Consider the following 17751-nt stretch of genomic DNA (forward strand, 5'->3'; position numbering starts at 1 on the left):
TCAGTACTTCCAGCGGTACGCCGCCGCCACCCGCTCGTCGTCCAGGCCGTCGACCGCCGCGATCTCCCCCTGCCGTACGGCGATCACGGCGTCCGCGAGGACCGGTCCGAGCGCGGTCCGCAGCCGGTCGTCCTTGCGGAACTCCGCGACGGAGTCGGCGAGCGAGGTCGGCAGGCGCCGGACGCCGCGGGCCGCCGCGTCCGCCGCGTCGAGGCGGGCCGGATCGCCGGTGATCTCCTCGGGCAGGGTGGCGGAGGAGGTCAGGCCGTCGAGGCCGGCCGCGATCAGGCAGGTGAGGGCCAGGTACGGGTTGGCGGCCAGGTCGACCGGTTTGACCTCCAGGTTGGCGGCCTGGTCGCGCAGGCCCGCGGTGCCCGTGACGACGCGCACCGCGGCCTCGCGGGTCTCCCGGCCCCAGCAGGTGAACACCCCGGCCCACTGCGAGGGCCTGAGCCGCAGATGGCTCGCCGGGCTGGGCGCGGTGACGGCGGTGAGGGCCGGGAGACGGCCGAGCACACCGGCCGCGAAGGACTCGGCGTCGGCCGTCATGCCGTAGCGGCCCTTGCCGCCGGAGTGCAGGTTGCGGCCGTGGCGCCAGGCGGAGAGGTGGATGTGGCCGCCGTTGCCGACGCCCTGGGCGAAGACGGCCGGGGAGAAGGAGACCACGAGTCCGTGGCGCCGGGCCACGGCCCGGATCGTCTGCCGCACCAGCACGCTGCGGTCGGCCGCCGCCACCGGGTCGAGGGCGCCGACCGAGACCTCGAACTGACCGGCCGCGTACTCGGGGTGCAGCTGCTCGACGTCCACCCCCTGCGCGGCGAAGGCGGCCAGCAGGTCGGCGGTGTAGTCACCGGCTTCGATCTGCCGCGTGGCGCTGTACGCGGGCCCGGTGGTGGCGGGCACGAACTCCCCGCCCTCCGCGGGGCCCCGGCCGATCGCCCACTCCACCTCGACGGCGGCCCGGAAGGCCAGGCCGTGCCGCTCGGCGGCCTCGGAGACGATCCGGCGCAGCGCCGTGCGGCCGCAGCCGGGGTGCGGCTCGCCCTCCTGGGTGATGCGGTCGACGGGCGCCCAGGCCCAGCCGGGCTGCCCGGCCAGGACGGTCAGCTGGTCGAGGTCGGGGTAGAGGCGCAGATCGCCGTCCGGGGAGCCCAGCACGTCGGTGGAGACGATGGAGTCGTTCGCCAGGAACGTGTCGAACACCGGCGACATCCCGACGCCCCAGGCCGCCGTGGAGGCGAGCCTGGCCGTCGGGATCGTCTTGATCCGGCCCACGCCCGAGGTGTCGACGTAGGACAGCACGATGCCGTGCACGCCTCGGCCCGACAGCTCGCCGCCGAGCGCGGTGGCCCGTTCCACGTCGCCGGGGCGCCCGCCGGGGACGGGATCGGCAAGGGTGGTCATACGTCCTCCACGGGTACGTCCTCCAGATGCGGCACGTCGTCAGGGTTTCACGGCCACCGCGCCGAACTGCGGTACCACGGGGGGCGTTTCGGGCTCGGCGCGCCAGCGCGAGCACGACACCAGTCCCGGTTCGAGCAGGTCCAGGCCCTCGAAGAAGGCGGCGATGTCCGCGCCGCTGCGCGCGGTGATCGGCGGGGTGGCGTTCTCGTTCCAGAACGTCATCGCCGGGATCTGGCCGGCCCCGCCGAGGTCCTCGTCGAAGGTCGGGTGGGTGAGGACCAGGAAGCTGCCGGAGGGCGTCTGGGCCATGACCCGGCGGACGATGTCGCGGGCCTCCCCGGTGTCCAGCACGAAGTTGAGGATGCCCAGCATCATCACCGCGACCGGCTCGCCGAAGTCGAGCGTCCCGGCGGCCTGCCGCAGGATCGCGGCCGGGTCGCGCACGTCCGCGTCGATGTAGTCGGTGACGCCCTCGGCGGTGCCGTTGAGCAGGGCGCGGGCGTGGGTGAGGACGATGGGGTCGTTGTCGACGTAGACGATCCGGGCCCCGGGGGTGACGCGCTGGGCGATCTGGTGGGTGTTGTCCCCGGTGGGCAGGCCCGTGCCGATGTCCAGGAACTGCCGCACCCCGCGTTCCTCGGCGAGGAAGCGCACCGCCCGGCCCAGGAACCAGCGGTCGGCGCGGGCGATGTCGCGGATGACCGGGAACATCCCCGCGACGTGCTCGCCGACCTGCTGGTCGACCTCGTAGTTGTCCTTGCCGCCGATCCAGTAGTTCCACACGCGCGCGTTGTGCGCCACGCCGGTGTTGAGCACCGGCGACCCGCCCGAGGGGGTGTGGCTGTCCGTCACGACTCAGCTCCTTCTCGCACGCCTGCGGCCATCGTGGCCATTGTGCCGCCCGATGATCACGGTGTCCCGTGAACGCCGGGGAATCGGCCGATCGGTGTGCGGAACCGGACGTCGTGGCCGAATCGGTGCGGTCAGCGGGAGCGGGCCGGACCGGCTGCCGGTGTCTTCCCGGACAGCACGTCCTTCAGGCGCTGCGTGCCCTTGGTCACGGCCTGCCCGGCGGACTGCGCCTCGGCGCCGTCGAGGCCGCCCGCCGTGACGGTGATCGCGTCGTCGCCGACCCGGACGACGGCCACGTCCAGGGTGAGCGTGGCGGGCTCGCCGTTCGCGGTGCCCCGCACCACCACGCGCAGGTCCTGCCGGGAGTCGCCCACGGCGGGCACCGAGCCCGTGGTGACCTCGACCGTGCGCTTGCCGCCCTGGGAGTCGGTCGCCGTGAACCGGTCGCACTTGACCGGCAGCGTCTTCAGCCACGCCTGCGCGTCGCTCAGCTCGGCGGAGCCGTAGGCGGCCACCTGGTGGAGCAGGCGTGAGTTCCCCTGCTCGAAGCCGCGCAGCGCGGAGGCGCCGGACGGCTTGCCCAGCAGGTCGTCGTCGTAGAGGGAGTCGAGCAGCTTCTGGCAGTCGGCGGCGTTGGACTTGGCGGTGAGGAAGTCGGCGACGTCGACCTTGCCGATCAGGAGCGAGTCGTCCCACTTGGCGGCGTCCTTGACCTGGTTCCAGCCGTCCTCGATGTTGCCCTCGTCGATCAGCGCGGCCTGCGCGCCGGCCTTGGTCAGACGGGGCGGGGCCGAGGTGGCGGCCGCCCGCGCCGACGCCGCCTCCGCGGCCTCGGCGAGGGGGGAGGCGGCGACGTCGGAGGCCCGGGAACCGGAGCCGCCGCCGGAGCAGGCCGCGGTGGCCAGCAGCGCGGTCGTGGCCAGCGCGCAGGCGAGCGCACGGACGGCGGGGGCACCTGCCATGCCCTTCGGGCCATGGGGCGGGGACGGACGTCGGGACATGGCGGGTGCCTCCAGAGGAACCGCGACAGCAGGGGCTCTGCTCAGCGCACCACCGGCGGCGGCGGGTCACCAGCGCACCGGTCCGTTCGGGGGAGTGCGCCCCGCGGCAACCCGAACGCCGCCTCCGGCATGCCCGCACGTCCGCCCGCGGTGACACTGGCACCATGCCGGAGTGACCCGAGGAGTGACCATGCTGCCCGGATTCCTCGCCAGGGCGCTCGAGTTGCTGCGCGGCCGGGAGGGCCGCTCGCTGCACGTGAAGGCGGCCGGTGCGGCGACGGCCGTCCTGGGCGTGGTGATGCTGCTCGGCGCGTGGGCCGTCGTCGCGGCCGAACACGGCGCCCCGCGCGCCAACTTGAGGACCTATCCGCAGGCGCTGTGGTGGGCCGTGGAGACGGCGACGACCGTCGGCTACGGCGACTTCTTCCCCGTGACCTTCGGCGGCCGCGTCGTCGCGACGGTCGTGATGGTCGCCGGGATCACCACCTACGGCATGGTGACGGCGGCCCTCGCCACCTGGTTCGTCGGGCGGGAACAGCGGCGCCGCCACCGTCTCGGCCACCACGCACGCGAGCTGAGCGAGGAGACCGTCCACGCCCTGCACGAGCGCTTCGACCGGCTGGAGCGGATGGTGTCCGCAGGCGGCGGGCGGGAGTGACGCCCGGCGGCCCTCCCGGCCGCGGGCGCCGTGCCGCGGGCCCTGCCCGGTCCGGAAACCGGCCGTTCACGCGGTTCGCATAGGGTGACGGGACCGCCGCAGGCCCTCCGGCGGCCCGTCGCGCCCGTATCCGGAAGCAGGTCATGTCCTCCGCCTCCTCGCCTCTGCTCACCGCCGCCGGCCCCTCCGCGGCCCGCGCCGGCATCCGGCTGATCGTCACCGACATGGACGGCACGCTCCTGGACGACGCCAAGCGGCTGCCGCCGGGGCTGTGGGGGACGCTGGCCGAGCTGCGCCGCCGCGGCGTGCTGTTCAGCCCGGCCAGCGGACGCCAGTACGCCACGCTGGCACGGGAGTTCGCCGAGGTGGCCGAGGGCATGGTGTTCATCGCGGAGAACGGCACCTATGTGGTGCGCGACGGCGAGGAGCTGAGCTCGGATCCGCTGGAGCCGGGCGCCGCCGCCGGTGTCGTCCGGGCGGTGCGGCGGCTGGCGGCCGGCGGCGTGGACGTGGGCGCCGTCGTCTGCGGCAAGCGCTCCGCCTATGTCGAGCGCGGCGACGAGGCGTTCCTGGCCGAGGTGCGCAGGTACTACGTCGAGCACCGCGTCGTCGAGGACGCCACCGCCGTCGACGACGACGTCATCAAGATCGCCCTCTTCGACTTCGGCTCCGCCGAGCACACCACCGCCCCCGCGCTGGCGCCCTTCGCCGCCACCCACCAGGTCGTCGTCTCCGGCGAGCACTGGGTCGACGTCATGAACCGCACCGCCGGCAAGGGCGCCGCGCTGCGCCGGCTCCAGGACGAGCTCGGCATCACCCCCGCGCAGACCATGGTCTTCGGCGACTACCTCAACGACCTGGAGATGCTGGACGCCGCCGACTGGTCCTTCGCCATGGCCAACGCCCACCCGGACGTCGTCGCCCGGGCCCGCCACCTGGCCCCCTCCAACAACGACAACGGCGTGCTGCGCACCATCGCGCGGGTGCTCGGCCTGGAACCCTGACGTACGGCGGGCTCCACCTGCGGCTCTGGCGCCCCGGCCGACCCCGGCTGTTCAATGGTGCTGCACATCCCGCACCGGAGAGGAGCCGCCGTGACTCCCGCCGCCGTGCCGCCCGTCGGCGCGCGCATCCGCCGGGCGCGCCTGGCGAAAGGAGTGAGCCTGCGCGCGCTCGCACGGGACGTCGGCGTCTCCGCGAGCCTGGTCTCCCAGATCGAGACCGGCAAGAGCCAGCCGTCGGTGAGCACGCTGTACGCCATCACGACCGTCCTCGGGATCTCCGTCGAGTCGCTCTTCGACGCCGTGGAGACCGCCGCCGTCCCCCCGGCCGCCGCCGCGGCCCCAGCGGCGCGGGCGCCCGTCCTGCACGCGCTCGCCGCCTTCGCCGCCGACCCGGGCCGCCGTATCGGCCCGGTCGTCACCCCCGGCGAGCGGGAGGTGCTGGAGCTGGACTCGGGGGTGGTGTGGGAGCGGCTCGGACACGTGCCCGGCACGGACGTCGACTTCCTCCAGGTGACCTACCGGCCGGGCGGCGCCTCCTCCGGCGCCGGCGGCCTGATGCGGCACGCGGGCACCGAGTACGGCTGCCTGACCTCGGGCGAGCTGATCCTCACCCTCGGTTTCGAGGAGTACACGCTGCGCCCCGGCGACGCGGTGTGCTTCGAGTCGACGACCCCCCACCGCTACCGCAACGACGGCGCGGAACCGGCCGTCGGCGTGTGGTTCGTGTTCAGTGACACTTGACACCCGTGCCGCGTGGTCGTTCACTCCGAAGTGGGGGTGGTCGCCATGGCGATCCGCACGTACGGCCCCAACGCCGTCGACTGGGAAGAGCGCATCGACCTGGACCGGCTGCGCACGGAGCGCCTGTCCCGGCTGAACGAGACGCTGGACGGCTCGTCGCTCGGCGCCGTGCTCACCTTCGACTTCGCCAACATCCGCTACATGACCGCCACGCACATCGGCACCTGGGCGATGGACAAGCTGATCCGCTTCGCCCTGCTGGTGCGCGGTGGTGAACCCGTCGTCTGGGACTTCGGCTCCGCCGCCCGCCACCACCAGCTCTACAACCCCTGGCTGGACCACGGCGACGGGAAGGACGGCGAGCCCACCGGCGCCCGGGCCGGGATCTCCACCCTGCGCGGCGCCTTCCACCCGGACGCGGGCATCGCCGAGGACGTGGCCCGCAAGATCGCCGGCGAGCTGCGCGAGCACGGCCTCGCGGACGAGCCGCTCGGCATCGACGTCGCCGAGATGCCGATCCTCGCCGCCCTGCGCGCCGAGGGCATCGACGTCGTCGACGGCCAGCAGGTCTTCCTGGAGGCCCGCCGCACCAAGACCCGCGACGAGATCGCGCTGCTCACCCAGGCGTGCGCGATGGTCGACGCGGCGTACGAGGAGCTGTACGGGTACCTGCGCCCCGGAGTGCGCGAGAACGAGTGCGTCGGCCTGGTCAGCAAGGTCCTCTACGACCTCGGCAGCGAGTACGTCGAAGGCGTCAACGCCATCTCCGGCGAACGCTGTTCACCCCACCCGCACGTCTACAGCGACCGCCTGATCCGCCCTGGCGACCCCGCCTTCTTCGACATCCTGCACAGCCACCTCGGCTACCGCACCTGCTACTACCGCACCTTCGCCGTCGGCAGCGCCTCCCGCGCCCAGCGCGACGCCTACGTCCGCTGCCGTGCGTACATGGACCAGGCGATCGCCCTCGTCCGCCCCGGCGCCACCACCGCAGACGTCGTCCAGGTCTGGCCCCGCGCGCAGGAGTTCGGCTTCGCCGACGAGACCGCCGCCTTCGCCCTGCAGTACGGCCACGGGGTCGGCCTGTCGATCTGGGAGAAGCCCATCTTCAGCCGCCTGGTCTCCCTCGACCATCCCGAAGTCCTCGAAGAGGGCATGGTGTTCGCCCTGGAGACCTACTGGCCGGCCGCCGACGGCTGGTCCGCCGCCCGTATCGAGGAGGAACTGGTCGTCACGGCCGACGGCTGCGAGGTCATCACCAAGTTCCCGGCCGAGGAACTGCTGGTCGCGGGCCGCAAGTACTGGACCGTCGGCGGCGAGCTCGACACCCGCCGCGAGTCCCAGTCCCACCTCAACACCCGGGGCGACGGGAGCGCCTGATGGCAGACCCCGACGAACTCCTCGCCCTGTACGAGCAGATGGCCGTCATCCGCCGTACGGAGAAGGCCGCGCACGACCTGTTCCTGTCCGGCCTGGTCAAGGGGACCACCCATCTCGCCGCGGGCCACGAGGCGATCGCCGTCGGCGCGAGCGCCGCGCTGCGCCCCGACGACTACGTCTTCGCCACCTACCGCGGCCACCACCACGCCATGGCCCGCGGTGCCACCCCCGAGGAGTGCCTCGCCGAACTCATGAGCCGCGCCACCGGGTTGTGCCGGGCCAAGGGCGGCTCCATGCACCTGACCAAGGCGTCCGCGAACATGCTCGGCTCCTACGCCATCGTCGGCGCGCACCTCCCGATGGCGGTCGGCGCCGCCTGGTCGGCCCGGCTGCGCGGCACCGGGCAGCTCGCGGTCGCCTTCTTCGGCGACGGCGCCACCAACATCGGCGCCTTCCACGAGGCGCTCAACCTGGCCGCCGTATGGAAACTGCCGGTCCTGTTCGTGTGCGAGAACAACCTGTACATGGAGTACACGCCCATCGCCGACGTCACGGCCGTCGCCCGGCCCGCCGCCGACCGCGCCGCCTCCTACGGCATCCCGGGCCAGGTCGTCGACGGCAACGACGTCGTCGCCGTACGGGAGGCGGTGACCGGTCTGGCCCGGCGGGCCCGGGCGGGAGACGGGCCCGCCCTGCTGGAGGCCGAGACCTACCGCCACTTCGGGCACAGCCGCGCCGATCCGGCCGCCTACCGCCCGGCCGAGGAGGTCGAACGCTGGCTCAAGCACGACCCGTTGGACGTCGCCCGCGGACGGCTCGCCGAGCTGGGCGTGCCCGAGGAGACGCTCACCGCGGCCGACGAGCGCGCCCGTGACCTCGTGCGGAAGGCCGTCGAGGCGGCGAAGGACGCGCCGCCGCCCGACCCGGACCAGGCCCTGACCGACGTGTGGGCGGACGGAGGTGCGGCATGGCGGACGTGAGGACGGACCGTGACGTCATCACCTACCGGGAGGCGGTCGCCGAGGGCCTCGCGCGGGAGATGCGGCGCGACGCGGCCGTCGTGTGCCTGGGGGAGGACATCGGCGCGGCCGGCGGGGTGTTCAAGACCACCGTCGGCCTGCTCAAGGAGTTCGGCCCCGAGCGGGTGTGGGACACGCCCATCTCCGAACAGGCCATCGTGGGCGCGGCGATGGGCGCCGCGATGACCGGCATGCGGCCGGTCGCCGAGATCATGTTCTCCGACTTCCTCGCCTGCTGCTGGGACTACCTCGCCAACGAGATCCCCAAGGTCCGTTACATGACGGGTGGTCAGGTCACCGTGCCGCTCGTCGTGCGCACCGCCAACGGCGGCGGTCTCGGCTTCGGCGCCCAGCACTCGCAGGCCACCGAGAACTGGGCGCTGACCGTACCGGGGCTGAAGATCGCCGCCCCCGCCACGCCCGCCGACGTCATCGGCATGATGGCGGCCGCGGTCCGCAGCGACGACCCCGTCGTCTTCTTCGAGCACAAGGGACTGCTGGCGGGCAAGGGCGCCCCGCCGCCCCCGGGCCACGTGGTCGAACTCGGCCGTGCCGCCGTCGTCCGCGAGGGCGCCGACGTGACGCTGGTGGCGCTCGCCGCCATGGTGCCGGTGGCGCTCAGGGCCGCGGCGCTGCTCGCCGAGGAGGGCGTCGACGCGGAGGTCGTGGACCTGCGCAGCCTCGTGCCGCTGGACACCGCCACCGTCCTCGCCTCCCTCGCCAGGACCTCGCGGCTGGTGACCGTCGAGGAGAACCCCTACCAGGGCGGCTGGGGCGCCACCCTGGTCTCGGTCGTCGCCGACGAGGGGTTCTCCCTGCTGGACGCGCCCGTGCGCCGGGTGGCGGGCGAGTGCGTCCCGCTGCCGTTCGCCGACGCGCTCGAGGAGCGGGTCATCCCCACCGCGGACAAGGTCGTGGCGGCCGTCCGGAACCTCGCCGCGTACTGAACACCCCTGAGGAGGAAGCGCGATGACCGATCGGAAACTCCTTCGCGCCGGACACGTGATCTCCATGGACGCCACCGTCGGGGACCTCCCGAAGGGCGACGTCCTCATCGAGGACGGACGGATCGTGGCGGTGCGGCCGGAGATCAGCGCGGACGCCGAGGTCCTCGACATGAGCGGGCGCATCGTGATCCCCGGCTTCGTCGACACCCACCGCCACACCTGGGAGGCCTCGATCCGCGGCGTCGCCCCCGACGCCACCCTCGACGACTACTTCGTCGACATCCTCGACACCTTCGCGCCGCTCTACACGCCCGAGGACGTCTACGCGGCCAACCTCGCCGGCGCCCTGGAGTGCATCGACGCCGGCATCACCACGCTCGTCGACTGGTCCCACATCAACAACACCCCCGACCACCCGGACGCCGCGATCCAGGCGCTCGGCGACAGCGGCATCCGCGCCCAGTACGCCTACGGCAGCGCCAACACCTCCCTCGCCGACTACTGGTTCGAGAGCAAGATCGCGATCCCCGGGGACGACGTACGCCGGATCCGCGCCAAGTACTTCGGCTCCGACGACGGCCTGCTGACCATGGCGCTGGCCACCCGCGGCCCGGGCTTCTGCCTGGCCGACGTCGTCACCTCCGAATGGGCGCTCGCCCGCGAACTGGACCTCCCCATCACCGTGCACGTGGCCATGGGACGGCTCGCCGGCCGCTTCGGCATGGTCGAGCAGCTGCACGGGATGGGCCTCCTCGGATCCGACACCACGTACATCCACTGCTGCCACCTCAGTGAGGACGAGTGGCGGATGGTCGCCGACAGCGGCGGTACGGTCTCGATCGCACCGCAGGTGGAGACCCAGATGGGGCACGGCTGGCCGCCCGTGATGAAGGCCGTCGAGCACGGTCTGCGGCCCAGCCTGAGCATCGACGTCGTCACCACCGTGCCCGGCGACATGTTCACCCAGATCCGCGCGGCCTTCGCCGCCGAGCGGGCCCGGGTCAACGCCGAGTGCTGGCAGGCCGACGTGCCCGTCCCCGAAACGATGCTGACGGCACGCCGGATGCTGGAGTGCGCCACGGTCAACGGCGCGCATGTCGCGGGACTGGAGCACCGCACCGGTTCCCTGACCCCCGGCAAGCGCGCCGACGTCGTCGCCCTCGACGCCACCGCGCTGAACATGACGCCGGTGCACGACGCGGCCGCCGCGGTCACGCTGTGCGCGGACGTCTCCAACGTCGAGACGGTCATCGTCGACGGCGAGATCCGCAAGCGCGGCGGAAAGCTGCTGGCCGACGTCGCGCGGGCCCGCCGGCTCGTCGAGGAGTCCCGCGACCGCCTGCTGGCGGCGAAGGAGGCGAAGCGGACGGCATGACCCGGCATCTGGTGCGACGGGCCGCGCGGGTGCCCGAACCGTCCTACGACCGACTCGGCTTTCGGCGGCGGGAGTTGGTCGGCGAGGGCGACGGCAGCGTGCACACCGGCTTCGGTGTGTGCGAACTGCTGCCGCACGGGCGGGTGCCGGCGCACGTGCACTCCTACGAGGAGAGCTTCCACCTCCTCGACGGAGCGGTGGTTCTCGACGCGCCGGACGGCTCCTACCTCCTCCGGGCGGGCGACTACGGCATCCTGCCCACGGGCGTACCGCACGCCTGGCGGGGCACCGGCGACACCGCCGCACGCTGGGCGGACATGCTCGCGCCCGTGCCGCGGGCCCGCTACGGGCACGACACGCAGGCGGTGCACGACCTGCCCGCGCACCACCCCGCGCGCCCCGACGTCCGCGACCCGCGCACCCGCTCGTTCGGACACTTCGAGCCCGCCCAGATGGACCCGGGCCGGCAGTCACAGGACCTGCTGGCCGTCTCCGCGAGCATGCGCACCGCGCTGCTCGTCTACAGCGGGATCACGGTCAAGATGATGGTCGACGGCGACCTCGGCGCGGTCGCCTCGACGATGTTCATGGTCCAGTACGCGCCCGACGGCGTCGCGGGCACGCACGACCACCCCTTCGAGGAGACGTACTACTTCCTGGAAGGCGAGGCGGACGCGGTCTTCGACGGCGAGCGCCACCGGCTCGGGCCCGGCGACTGCGCCTGGGCGGGCGCCGGCTGCGTGCACGGCTTCGCCAACGCCGGTCAGGGGCCGCTGCGCTGGCTGGAGACACAGGCGCCGCAGCCGCCGTCGCGCCACTCGTACCGGTTCACCCGCGACTGGGAGTACCTGAGGGAGGCGCTGGAGCCATGAGCAGCCTGGTGGTCGTCGGCGGCACGTCCGGCATCGGCCGCGAGCTGGCACGCGTGCGCGCGCGACGCGGCGACGAGGTCGTCCTCACCGGCCGCGACGCCGGCCGCGCCGACGCCGTCGCCCGGGAGATCGGCGCCCGCGGCCTCGCCCTGGACCTGTCGCGGCCGCGTGAACTCGCCGGGCCGCTCTCGGACCTCGGACGCGTCGACCACCTCGTCCTCGCGGGCATCTCCCGCGACGAGAACCGCGCCACGGAGTACGACATCACCGCCGCGCTGCGCCTGGTGACCCTCAAGCTCGTCGGCTACACCGAGGTCGTCCACCGCCTGCGCCCCCGGATGCACGACGGCAGCGCGATCGTCCTGTTCGGCGGCCAGGCCAAGGAACGCCCCTACCCCGGCGCCACCACGGTCGCGACGGTCAACGCGGGCGTACGGGGCCTGGTGAACACCCTCGCGGTCGAACTCGCCCCGGTGCGGGTCAACGCCGTCCACCCGGGCGTCGTCGGCGACAGCCCCTACTGGCGGGACAAGCCGCGGGAGGTGCTGGCCGCGCTGCGGGCGCGGACCCCGACCGGACGCCTCGCCACGATGGCGGACGTCGTGGACGCCGTGGACTTCCTGCTGCGCAACGGGTCCGTCAACGCGGTGGAGCTGAACGTGGACGGCGGGTGGCTGCTGGGGTGAGCACCACCGGGACCGGCGACGGGAAGCGGGGCGGGGCGCGGTTCCTGCGGGGTGGCGGGCGCGCCCGACCCCCGGGCAGGCGCGCCCGCGGTCACGAGGCGCGGCGCAGGCTGTCCTCCACCACGTCCTTGTCGAGCGCCGCACGCACCAGCGCGGCGGCGAGCACGGCCGGTTCGGTGTCGCCCGCGAGTTCCACGATCCGGGCGGGGTCCTTCGGCAGGCCCAGCCGCTGTGCCCCGTCGAGGGCCTTGGCGTCCAGGTAGGGCCCGAACTCGGGCCAGACCCGCTGGGCCTCGCGCACGAAGATGCCGGCGCCGGCCGGCCCGATGCCCGGCACCTCCTGCAGCAGGGCGCGCAGGGCGCCGACGTCGCCGTCCGCCTCCTCGCGCATCCGGCGCAGGTCGCCGCCCCACCGGGCGCTCACCAGCTCCGCGCCGTCGCCGAGTTGGGTGGCGGTGCGCTCGTCGTAGCGCCGGTAGCCGCCGCGGCCCAGCGCGTCCACGCGCTCCTGCCAGTCGGCGGCGGCCATACGGCGCGGGTCGCGCAGCCCCGCGTCGTACAGCTCACGGGCCGAGCGGACGGCGACGGACCCACGGATGCGGGCGCTGAGCAGCAGCGCGAGGACGAGCAGCTGGTACAGCGGCTGGGGCGTGTCCCTGAGCCTGATGCCGGCCTCTTCGGCGTACGTCCGCCCGTGCGCCCCGACGAGCTCGCGCACCACGTCCGTCCGGCCGGTCATGGCTTCAGCGGGTCGTGGCCGATCGTCATCAGCCGGTGCCTGCGGCCGGCGTCGCCGGCCTCGGGCTCGTTCTCCGGACCTGCCTGCTCGGTCACTGTGTCGACCACCTCGTACATCACCCGGACGTCGTCGTCGGTGAGGTCGGTGCGCCGCTTCTGCAGGATCGCGAGGACGTGCTGTCCGGTCGGCGGCCCCGCCTGGTCGGGCAGCGGCTCGGTGCTCTCGCCGGCGTCGCTCACCCGCAGCCAGGCGGCCAGCTCCTGCGAGGTCATGTTCACCACGCGGTGGAAGTCCGCCCACAGCGCGTCCAGTTCGAGGGCGTCGGTCATCGGGCTCCCCTTTCCGTCGGTGTGCTCTGCGGTCCGCCGGCGTCCCGGTCAGCCCTCGCGCGGCCAGTTCTCGGCGTCGAACATCCATCGCTGCTTCTCCAGCTCGGCGGTGAGGGAGATCAGCAGGTCCTGGGTGACCGGATCCGGCTCGCCGGTCGCGGCGATGCGCTCGCGCAGCCGCCCGATCGCCGCCTCCAGAGCGTCCACGACCACCTGGACGACCTCCGTGTCGCGCAGCCAGCCCGCTTTCGGGCCGGGCAGCGTGTAGCCCGTGGCGACCGTCTCGGGCCGCCCGTCCGGCGGCACGCCCAGGGCGGCGGCGCGCTCGGCCACCGTGTCGGCGTAGGTGCGCGCCGTGTCCACCACCTCGTCGAGCTGGAGATGGATCGAGCGGAAGCGCGGGCCCACGATGTTCCAGTGCGCCTGCTTCCCGATCAGGGAGAGCCCGAGAAGATCCACGAGAGTGCCCTGCAGAGCCTCGCCGGCGACCTTGCGGGCCGGCTCCGGAAGCGTGCTCTTCACCACGGTCATAGGGTCCTTCTCCTTCTGGCGTAGTGCCTGCCGCTGGGGAGCGGTGCGGCGTGTGCCGCCGCGCGGGTCGCACCGCGCAACCGCTCCATGCGCCGCGAGTGCCCAGGTCCAGGGGGTGCAAACACCGCGCCGGGGCGCCCGCGCCGTCCCGGTGGTGTCTCAGCCGGTGAGCACGCCGTCCAGGAAGTGGACGAGGTCCTTGAAGGCCTCCGCCTTGTTCGTCTCCTGGAAGACCTCGTGCCGTGCGCCGGCGTAGACCCGCTCGGTGAGGTGGTCGCCGCGCAGCCGTGCCACGCCGGGGCGGCTGCCGGCGAGCGGGACCAGCCGGTCGTCCTCGCCGTGCACCCACAGCAGCGGGAGCCGGCCGATGCCGCCGCCCAGCGCGACGGTCTCCAGCGTCCGCTCGAACGCCTGGAGCGTCGGCCGCTTCATCGGGCCGTGCCAGACCAGCGGATCGCCGGCGTACGCCGCTCCCACCGCGGGGTCCCGGGAGAGCGCGGCCGGGCTGACGGGCGTGTCGGGGATCTCGTCGAGCGCCAGCAGCCGCCCCGGCAGCTCCCACGCGCCGATCACCGGCCCGGACAGCACGAGCGCGGCGAGCTCGTCGCCGTATCGCTGGGCGTAGCGGGCGGCGATCAGGCCGCCCATGGAGTGCCCGATCAGCACGACCGGTACGCCCGGGTGCGCCGAGCGGGCCAGCGCGGCCACGGCGTGGACGTCGGTGACCACGTCCTCGAAGTCCTCGATCACCACCCGCTCACCCGCCGACCTGCCGTGACCCATGTGGTCGGGTCCGTACACGGCCGCGCCGTGCTCGCGCAGCACCCCGGCCAGTTCCGCGTACCGGCCGACGTGCTCGCCGTAGCCGTGCACCACGAGAGCGACGTACCGCGGCCGTTCCCGGGGCCATTCGCGTACGGCGAGTGTGCCCCGGGTGCCGGTCAGGACGTGCTCGCGGGCGTCGGCCATCTCTCTCCTCCAGCTGCGTCGGTGAACGGTGGTGCCGCGGTGGCGCGAGCCCCCCGGCATCGTCCGGACTCCTCCGAGGGGAAAGGGCCACCAGGCGAGACGGTACTGACCGGACCGTATGTCTGCACATACCATCGGTCCTCGCATGAACACGATGACGCTCTGGCACATATCCGGCTGGGAGTTCGCCGCCCTCGCCTTCGCCGCGCTCCTGGTCGGCTTCTCCAAGACCGCCGTGAGCGGGGCCAACACGGTCAGCCTCGCCATCTTCGCGGCGGTCCTGCCCGCCCGCGCCTCCACGGGCGTGCTCCTGCCGATCCTGATCGTCGGCGACGTCCTGGCGGTCCTCACCTATCGCCGGCACGCCCACTGGCCGACCCTGTGGCGGCTGTTCCCGGCCGTCGCCGCGGGCGTGGTCCTCGGCACGCTGTTCCTGGTGTGGGCCGACGACGCCGTCGTCCGCACGTCGATCGGCGCGATCCTGCTGCTGATGGCGGGCGTGACGATCTGGCGGCGCCGCACGGCGGAGGCCGAGCAGGAGCCGGACCAGGTGGCCACGCGCTCCGGCCGCGCCAAGGCCCGCTCCTACGGCGTCCTCGGCGGCTTCACCACGATGGTCGCCAACGCAGGCGGCCCCGTGATGTCGATGTACCTGCTGTCGGCGGGCTTCCGGAAGCTCGGCTTCCTCGGCACGTCGGCGTTCTTCTTCCTCATCGTGAACGTGTCCAAGGTCCCCTTCAGCGCCGGCCTCGGCCTCATCGACGGCTCGTCGCTGCTGCTCGACCTCGCCCTCGCCGCGTTCGTCGTACCCGGTGCGTTCCTCGGCAAGTGGGCCGTGAACCGCATCAACCAGCGCCTTTTCGAACAGCTCGTCATCGCGGCGACGATCGTGGGCGGCCTCCAGCTCCTGCTGCGCTGAGTCCGCGGCACGCCGTCGCGGGGGCGGGAATGCGGCGGGGGGTGGCCGCGTTACAGCCACTGTGATTGGCATGCTCGGATCAAAGATCCAGGGCGTGGGCGAAGGGAGGACCTCATGGCACGCAGCACCGCGCGCCCCGTCGTCACGTTGAAGTCGACCGCCGGTACCGGTGTCACCTACGTGACCCGCAAGAACCGCCGCAGCCACCCCGACCGGCTGGTCCTGCGCAAGTACGACCCGGTGGCCGGCGAGCACGTCGCGTTCCGCGAGGAGCGCTGAACCCGGCCGCACGGCTCGACGCACAGGACACCGAGGAGGTAACCCCATGAAGCCCCGCATCCATCCCGGCTCCCGGCTCGTGGTCTTCCGCGACCGCGCCGCGGACGCCACGTTCCTGACCCGTTCCACCGCCGACTCCGACAGGACGGTCGAGTGGGAGGACGGGAACACCTACCCGCTCATCGACGTCGAGATCTCGTCGGCGAGCCACCCCTTCTACACCGGGACGTCGCGGGTCCTGGACACCGCGGGCCGGGTGGAGCGCTTCGAGCGCCGCTACGGCCGCACCGCGACGCGACACTAGGAGAGCAGAACCATGAAGGTGCGCAATTCGCTGCGCTCACTGAAGTCCAGGCCCGGGGCCCAGGTGGTCCGCCGCCGCGGTGTGGTCTTCGTGATCAACAAGAAGGACCCGCGTTTCAAGGCCCGCCAGGGCTGACGGTCCGCGCGAGGGCGGCCTCCCGGAAGGGGGGCCGCCCTCGGCCGTGTCCGGACCGTCAGGGCGCGATCCCGACCCCGTCGATCCTGCTCCACGCCCTCTCCTGCGCCGCCGTCATCGCGGGCCAGCGCAGCCCGCCCGGCCGCGGCCGCACCCGCGTCGCGTAGGCGGAAGGACGGAAGCCGGGCTCGTAGAAACAGCCCGTGCCGTACGTCCGGTCGAAGGCGCCGCACGCGTCGGCGAGCGAGCGGGGCGTCGGCCTCCGGCCGGTGCGCACCCAGCGGTCGAGCGCCCTGACCGAGTTGGCGTACTCCGCCCGGCTCAGCTCGCTGTGCTCGTGCTCGTCGGTGAAGGACTGCACGAGATACCGGTCCCGGTGCGCGCCCGCGAGCGTGGCCCGGTAGGCCGCCTCGTGCTCGACGAACGCCGTCGGATCGTCGATCGCGTGCAGCGTGAGCACCGGGATCGACACCTTGCCGGTGAGATCGCTGTCGTAGGACAGGTCGCGTACGGCGGTCGGATCGGCCGAGAACCGCTCGACACCGGCGTTGAGCGCCTTGTCGTCGTGCGAACCGGAGTACCGCACACCCTGGTTCGAGAACGGATTGCGGCCGCCGAGCCGGTCGCGCACGATGTCCCGGAACGTGAAGGTCGCGAACCGCAGATGCGACTCCAGCGTGCGCTCGGGGACACGGGTGACGGCCAGGATGTCGTCGAGGTTGCGCTGCTGCAGCGCGGTGCGCTCCCCGGGAGGCGAGGCGTAGCCCGTGCACTGCTGAAGCCGGGAGCGCAGCCCTGCCGTCGTCATGGTCGAGTCGGCGCGCAGCCCCTGCCAGAGCGGGTACTGGGGCTCGGTCGGGCGGGGATGGTTGCGGCAGTAGTACTGATAGACGACGCGCAGGTCCACCCGGTAGTCGTATCCCCGGGACCCGCCGCCCAGAACGCCGCTGGTGAGCAGCGCCCCGTCGTAGGGACCGTTCTCGCGGCCGTACGTCTCCACGACCTTGGCGGCCACGTTCCCGCCCCAGGACTGGCCGTGCACATACGTCCGCCTCGGCGTGCCGAACCGCTTCACGAACAGCCGGCGCACGTTCTCGGTGTCCTGCGCGGCCATCCGCGTGCCGTAGCCGCCCCGGCGGTAGGACGAGCCGGCCCACGCGTACCCCTGGTCGACCATCACCGACCAGCGGGCCAGGTCGTCGACACTGCGCTGCGGGTCCGAGCCGGCGCCGAGGCCGGGGCCGCCGTGGGCGTGCACGACCAGGGAGCCGTTCCAGTGCTTCGGGACGGCGATGGCGTAGGCCGCGCCGTTGGCGTCCTGGCCGGTGTAGCAGGTGGCCTGCGCGCCGAGTTCGCCCGGACACGCCACGGCCGCCGGCGACGCCGTGCCCGCCCGTGCGGCGGGGGCGCCGGCCAGCGTGGCGGCCACCGCGGCCAGACAGGCGAGCACCCCCCTGCGCTGGCGCCGGCTCGCTTCGCGGATCAGTGCGCGCGTTCTCGTCGTCTCCAAGACGCTGCTCCTCGTCCTCGTCGGCGCCGCGTCGCGCCGTCGGCGGCGATGCTAGGGAGGGGGGACGGGCGGGAACCACGCTCTGATCGTTGTGTTC

The 17751-nt window shown here is 73.3% G+C and carries 21 protein-coding genes; 13 read left to right on the forward strand and 8 right to left on the reverse strand.

Annotated features, from left to right (window positions below; translation table 11 throughout):
* The 3 genes from ACIRPX_RS37305 to ACIRPX_RS37315 all read right to left on the reverse strand — a co-directional run bounded on the left by ACIRPX_RS37305 (position 1) and on the right by ACIRPX_RS37315 (position 3257).
* Positions 1–1404 (reverse strand): glutamine synthetase, encoded by a 1404-nt coding sequence (locus tag ACIRPX_RS37305; protein ID WP_404203706.1) that lies wholly within the window; start codon positions 1402–1404, stop codon positions 1–3.
* A 39-nt stretch (positions 1405–1443) separates the two neighbouring features.
* A complete protein-coding gene (locus ACIRPX_RS37310) occupies positions 1444–2256 on the reverse strand; it encodes an SAM-dependent methyltransferase (protein ID WP_404203708.1) in 813 nt (270 codons plus the stop codon).
* Between the two features lie 131 nt (positions 2257–2387).
* A complete protein-coding gene (locus ACIRPX_RS37315) occupies positions 2388–3257 on the reverse strand; it encodes a hypothetical protein (RefSeq protein ID WP_404203711.1) in 870 nt (289 codons plus the stop codon).
* Positions 3258–3447: 190 nt separating this feature from the next.
* On the opposite strand from ACIRPX_RS37315, the gene ACIRPX_RS37320 reads away from it, so the two are divergent.
* The 9 genes from ACIRPX_RS37320 (at position 3448) to ACIRPX_RS37360 (ending at position 11939) form a co-directional block, all read left to right on the forward strand.
* Positions 3448–3915 (forward strand): potassium channel family protein, encoded by a 468-nt coding sequence (locus tag ACIRPX_RS37320; RefSeq protein ID WP_404203791.1) that lies wholly within the window; start codon positions 3448–3450, stop codon positions 3913–3915.
* A gap of 143 nt (positions 3916–4058) precedes the next feature.
* Positions 4059–4919, forward strand: a complete 861-nt coding sequence (locus ACIRPX_RS37325) for a Cof-type HAD-IIB family hydrolase (RefSeq protein WP_404203713.1) — start codon at positions 4059–4061, stop codon at positions 4917–4919.
* 90 nt (positions 4920–5009) lie between these two features.
* Positions 5010–5660 (forward strand): helix-turn-helix domain-containing protein, encoded by a 651-nt coding sequence (locus tag ACIRPX_RS37330; protein WP_404203715.1) that lies wholly within the window; start codon positions 5010–5012, stop codon positions 5658–5660.
* Between the two features lie 45 nt (positions 5661–5705).
* Complete coding sequence (locus ACIRPX_RS37335; protein WP_404203717.1) at positions 5706–7040, forward strand: M24 family metallopeptidase; 1335 nt, start codon at positions 5706–5708, stop codon at positions 7038–7040.
* Positions 7040–8020: a thiamine pyrophosphate-dependent dehydrogenase E1 component subunit alpha gene (locus ACIRPX_RS37340; RefSeq protein ID WP_404203719.1), complete on the forward strand. Its 981-nt coding sequence runs from the start codon at positions 7040–7042 to the stop codon at positions 8018–8020. The genes ACIRPX_RS37335 and ACIRPX_RS37340 overlap by 1 nt, the downstream gene beginning before the upstream one ends.
* On the forward strand, positions 8008–9006 hold the full coding sequence (locus ACIRPX_RS37345) for an alpha-ketoacid dehydrogenase subunit beta (protein ID WP_404203721.1): 999 nt from the start codon (positions 8008–8010) through the stop codon (positions 9004–9006). The genes ACIRPX_RS37340 and ACIRPX_RS37345 overlap by 13 nt, the downstream gene beginning before the upstream one ends.
* 22 nt (positions 9007–9028) lie before the next feature.
* Positions 9029–10381: an amidohydrolase family protein gene (locus ACIRPX_RS37350; protein WP_404203723.1), complete on the forward strand. Its 1353-nt coding sequence runs from the start codon at positions 9029–9031 to the stop codon at positions 10379–10381.
* Complete coding sequence (locus ACIRPX_RS37355; protein WP_404203726.1) at positions 10378–11253, forward strand: cupin domain-containing protein; 876 nt, start codon at positions 10378–10380, stop codon at positions 11251–11253. Before ACIRPX_RS37350 ends, ACIRPX_RS37355 begins: the two co-directional genes overlap by 4 nt.
* Positions 11250–11939: an SDR family NAD(P)-dependent oxidoreductase gene (locus ACIRPX_RS37360; protein ID WP_404203728.1), complete on the forward strand. Its 690-nt coding sequence runs from the start codon at positions 11250–11252 to the stop codon at positions 11937–11939. Before ACIRPX_RS37355 ends, ACIRPX_RS37360 begins: the two co-directional genes overlap by 4 nt.
* Before the next feature lie 91 nt (positions 11940–12030).
* Here the strand turns inward: ACIRPX_RS37360 and ACIRPX_RS37365 are convergent, their stop codons facing one another.
* The 4 genes from ACIRPX_RS37365 to ACIRPX_RS37380 form a co-directional block, all read right to left on the reverse strand.
* Positions 12031–12678: an endonuclease gene (locus ACIRPX_RS37365; RefSeq protein ID WP_404203730.1), complete on the reverse strand. Its 648-nt coding sequence runs from the start codon at positions 12676–12678 to the stop codon at positions 12031–12033.
* Positions 12675–13007, reverse strand: coding sequence for a DUF3140 domain-containing protein (locus ACIRPX_RS37370; RefSeq protein WP_404203732.1), 333 nt, complete (start codon positions 13005–13007; stop codon positions 12675–12677). The genes ACIRPX_RS37365 and ACIRPX_RS37370 overlap by 4 nt, the downstream gene beginning before the upstream one ends.
* Positions 13008–13055: 48 nt before the next feature.
* A complete protein-coding gene (locus ACIRPX_RS37375) occupies positions 13056–13538 on the reverse strand; it encodes a Dps family protein (RefSeq protein ID WP_404203734.1) in 483 nt (160 codons plus the stop codon).
* 159 nt (positions 13539–13697) lie between these two features.
* Positions 13698–14507: a lysophospholipase gene (locus ACIRPX_RS37380; RefSeq protein WP_404203736.1), complete on the reverse strand. Its 810-nt coding sequence runs from the start codon at positions 14505–14507 to the stop codon at positions 13698–13700.
* A gap of 145 nt (positions 14508–14652) precedes the next feature.
* Between ACIRPX_RS37380 and ACIRPX_RS37385 the strand changes: the two genes are divergently transcribed.
* From ACIRPX_RS37385 to ykgO, 4 genes are all read left to right on the forward strand, one after another.
* Complete coding sequence (locus ACIRPX_RS37385; protein WP_404203737.1) at positions 14653–15426, forward strand: sulfite exporter TauE/SafE family protein; 774 nt, start codon at positions 14653–14655, stop codon at positions 15424–15426.
* Positions 15427–15540: 114 nt separating this feature from the next.
* Positions 15541–15705 (forward strand): 50S ribosomal protein L33, encoded by a 165-nt coding sequence (gene rpmG / locus ACIRPX_RS37390; protein WP_404203739.1) that lies wholly within the window; start codon positions 15541–15543, stop codon positions 15703–15705.
* A gap of 46 nt (positions 15706–15751) precedes the next feature.
* Positions 15752–16009 carry a type B 50S ribosomal protein L31 gene (locus ACIRPX_RS37395; protein ID WP_404203741.1) on the forward strand — a complete coding sequence of 86 codons (258 nt, stop codon included), beginning with the start codon at positions 15752–15754 and terminating at the stop codon, positions 16007–16009.
* Positions 16010–16021: 12 nt separating this feature from the next.
* On the forward strand, positions 16022–16144 hold the full coding sequence (gene ykgO / locus ACIRPX_RS37400) for a type B 50S ribosomal protein L36 (RefSeq protein ID WP_265648257.1): 123 nt from the start codon (positions 16022–16024) through the stop codon (positions 16142–16144).
* 58 nt (positions 16145–16202) lie between these two features.
* Here the strand turns inward: ykgO and ACIRPX_RS37405 are convergent, their stop codons facing one another.
* Complete coding sequence (locus ACIRPX_RS37405) at positions 16203–17594, reverse strand: hypothetical protein (RefSeq protein ID WP_404203793.1); 1392 nt, start codon at positions 17592–17594, stop codon at positions 16203–16205.
* Positions 17595–17751 lie beyond the last annotated feature (157 nt).

The sequence above is a fragment of the Streptomyces sp. NPDC101225 genome (genome assembly GCF_044767585.1).
Classification (GTDB): Bacteria; Actinomycetota; Actinomycetes; order Streptomycetales; family Streptomycetaceae; genus Streptomyces.